Here is a 3,706-nt window from a genome sequence, read left to right on the forward strand (position 1 = left end):
AACTTTAGGTAGAAGAGGAAAAAAAGAAAATCTTTTAGTGGAGGAATCATTTCTTAAAGAAAAGGGAATAGGTTTGTATAATGTTGAACGCGGTGGTGATATCACTTATCATGGTCCGGGACAGGTTGTGGGATATCCGATTTTAAACCTAAATCAAAATCGTGATATTCATAAACTTGTGCGCTCTGTTGAAGATGTATTGATAAAGGTGATAAGATTATACGGAATAGATGGTAAAAGGATAAAAGGACTAACAGGAGTATGGGTTGGTAATGAGAAAATTGCAGCCATAGGGATGGCGGTAAAAAAATGGATAAGTTTTCATGGCTTTGCTCTGAATGTCTCAACCAATCTTGACTATTTTAAATATATTAGGCCCTGCGGAATTGATGATAAAGGTGTAACATCGATTGAGCGAATTCTTGGAAAAAACTCTCCTTCCATTGAGGATGTTGAAAGGGATATAATAGAACAATTTGGAGAAGTTTTTGGATTTGCTATGAAAAGAGGTTTTGAGTTTATTGGGAAAGAATTGTAAATGATTTTGGAGATTTAAATTTTGCAGGGAACAGCTTTCCTCTACAGTTTCATTGCGGCTGTTGGCTCATTGATTGGTATGCTTCTTCTTTTATGGAAGGAGAAATGGGCGAGGACTAATTCAATCAAATTGATAAGTCTTTCAGGTGGAATTTTTTTAGGCATAGTTTTTATCCATTTATTGCCTGAGTCAATCGAAATAAATGAAAATGCCCTGTGGTATTGTCTTGGTGGGTTTATTTCATTTTATCTTCTCGAATCTTTATTTCTTTTTCACTCCCATTCAGATGAAGAGCCATCAGGAGAGAGACATCATAAGTTTGGGATGCTTGCAGTCGTTGGCCTTTTTATTCACTCGATGTTCGATGGTATAGGAATTGGCGCAGGATTTGAGATAGATGCGCGGCTTGGATTTTTAGCAGTTGTGGCTGTGCTTTCCCATAAGGTGCCTGACGGGATTGCAATTGCAGGCATTCTTTTCCATGCAAGAGAATCTCTGAAAAAAGTTGTTCTCTATTCTGTTGTTATTTCATTAGCTACCCCACTGGGAACTTTTTTGGTTGGAATTTTTTTCAAAAATATTGAGGAAACAGTTGTGGGAGCACTTCTTGCTTTTGCTTCAGGGTTTTTCCTCTATATATCAGCATCCGACCTTATTCCTCAAACGCATAATGAAAGAAATGCACTGAATTTTGTGATCCTTACGGTAGGTGTTCTATTGATGTATATTTTAAAGGTGATTACTTGATTCTTATATGGAAAAGGACAAAAAAAACTCATATGTTGTCTTACTATTAATCATAATTTGCGGCATTTCTTTAAGAAGTTATTATTGTCTTACAACTCCACTTCTCGAAACTGATGGGTCGATTGCACTGCTCAATGCGAGAGTTTTCAATGAAATTGGAATAATTCCTCCTGAAGGTCCTTCGGCAACAATCTTGAATGCTTTTCTATTCAGAATATTTGGTGAAAGTATATTGATTGGAAAATTTGGCGATACTATTGCATCTATTGGCGTTCTTATTCTTCTCTATCTTTTTTGTATTAAAGCATACAATAAAAGGACAGCTCTTTTAGCTGCTTTCTTTCTTGCTTTTTCACCTCTCAATATCCTTTTTTCAATAATGGCAAAGCCCTATATGATGCTTTCCTTTTTTATTATGCTTTCGGCATATCTTTTGCTGTTGGGAATGATGGATAAAAAAACCTATTTTTCCATTTTTGCTGCATTATGCATACCAGTTGCTTTCGGTTTTAGAACATTTTCAATATTTTCATTTCTTGCAGTTGGATTAATTTTTTTGTCTTTTTCTTTTTTGAGAATTATCAAATATGATGAAGATATCTCTCCATTTTATCCCTTCCTATATCTTTTTTCAGGCATAATCTTTTTTATACCAATTCTCTATTTGCGAATAAAAAAATTGGGTTTTTACTTTTTTAGAGATTTTGGAATGCCTGAGTGGTTGAAGTCGCAGGATTTTGCCTATCTTGAAAAATGGGAAAATGTTGAACATCACTTTCTTGATTCGGGTTTTTTGTTTTTCCCTTTATTCATAATATTTCTTTATTTTTGCTTCAAACAAAAGGAGAAAATTATACCTAACTTTATTGTTTTTTTCTTCTCTGCATCATTTGTTTTTTTGCTAATTATTAATCCGGGTCATCATTTTCCTCGCATTATTGTTCCGGCTATCCCTTTTTTATGTATCATTGCTTCTCATACTCTTGACCAACTAATGAATTTTGCAAAATCTGATTTTGCAAAAACACTTCTTGGAGCACAGGCGGCATCGATGTGGATTTTCAGTGGAGGTTATTTTATAGGAATTTTTAAAACAGAAGTATCATCAGTGTCTGGTGTTCTGAAAATGTTAATATATATTTCTATGAGTTTTAGTGCCTCTTTAATTATTTCTTTTTTATACTTTAGAAGAAGGGAAATTAAAAATTATATGATTTATTTCTTCCTTTTTTTGATTCTTCTAAGTTTTAGTATCGATGGTCTGAAGAGATCCAATTCGAGGATAAATCTCTTATCTTCTGCAATTATGCCTTATATTTCTGCAATAGAGAAGTTGCCATCTTCTGAGAAAGCAAAAGGAATAATTTATGAAAATAATCCATTTGGCATTCTTGAAGGGAAAAACAGCTTGGATCTGAGAAATCTGCCCTTTTCAGACGGAATCGATCTTCTTGCTGGCAATTATATTTCTGTGTCAAAAAAGAACAAATTATCATATTTCGTAATACCTGGATATGAGGAAGCTGATGGCATTTATTATACTTATAGAGATATGATAGAGCGGCATAGAGGATATCCTCCGAGAATGCACCGGGAGATGCTTTCTTCTCCCCTCCTCGATCGTATATATGATAATTCGACTATTATCATTCTTCATTGTCCTTTTGCGATGGATATTGAAAATCCACCACTCTATACAAGAAAAAGCATTGAGGTCTCTCCTTATATGGGAAGAAGGGGATATGATTTTGTAGAGGTATATTTTGATAATCTATTTTCAAAAAAGATGCCGAAGAAAGTAATTTTGAGAAACTTGTCCAATAAGGCTCTCGAGCTCAATTACAAATTCGAGGCAATGGATTATGTATTTGAAGCCGAATCTTTCTATAAAATTGGCGACGATAGTGAAAATCTATGGTTTCCTGCCTATGCTCATTGGTCAATAGATGAAAAGTATTTCAATGATTTTTTTTACGGAAATTTAGCTATGGTATTTCCTTTATTCAAAAAATCTTTGAATACCGTCTTGTTCAAGGATGTCAATATTAAGGAAGGATATTATCATATTTATTCAAATCTTTCGTTTAAAGGAAATCCTAATTCATTGAAAGCTGTAAATTTTGTGGTAAATGGCAAATTACTCAATAGGGTTACTCCTGTTGAAATGAGCGAAAAAAACGAAGTGTTTTACATAGGTGACAGTTTTCTGAATAATAAATCAAGATTTGAAGTATCGATTGACAAGTCAGATGAAGGATACAACTCAGAGTCATACATTATTTTCGATAGAATTGTCATTGTTCGGGCAGATGAAGGTATGGTCGGTTTAAATAATAAAAAAGAATCGATTATATCTTCTCCTGAAAATCGGTTTTCACTGTTTTCATTTAAAAAATTGACTATTCCAGTGCCGCATATCAA

General features: G+C 33.8%; 3 protein-coding genes. All 3 read left to right on the top strand.

Annotated features, from left to right (window positions below):
* Positions 1–538, top strand: a 538-nt coding sequence (lipB, locus tag D6734_12090; protein ID RMF92501.1) for a lipoyl(octanoyl) transferase, incomplete at its 5' end; no start/stop codon positions are given.
* 21 nt (positions 539–559) lie between these two features.
* Complete coding sequence (locus tag D6734_12095) at positions 560–1,285, top strand: ZIP family metal transporter (GenBank protein ID RMF92502.1); 726 nt, start codon at positions 560–562, stop codon at positions 1,283–1,285.
* Between the two features lie 7 nt (positions 1,286–1,292).
* Positions 1,293–3,706: hypothetical protein (locus D6734_12100; GenBank protein ID RMF92503.1), on the top strand; the 2,414-nt coding region annotated here is incomplete at its 3' end.

The organism is Candidatus Schekmanbacteria bacterium, from assembly GCA_003695725.1.
GTDB lineage: Bacteria > Schekmanbacteria > GWA2-38-11 > GWA2-38-11 > J061 > J061.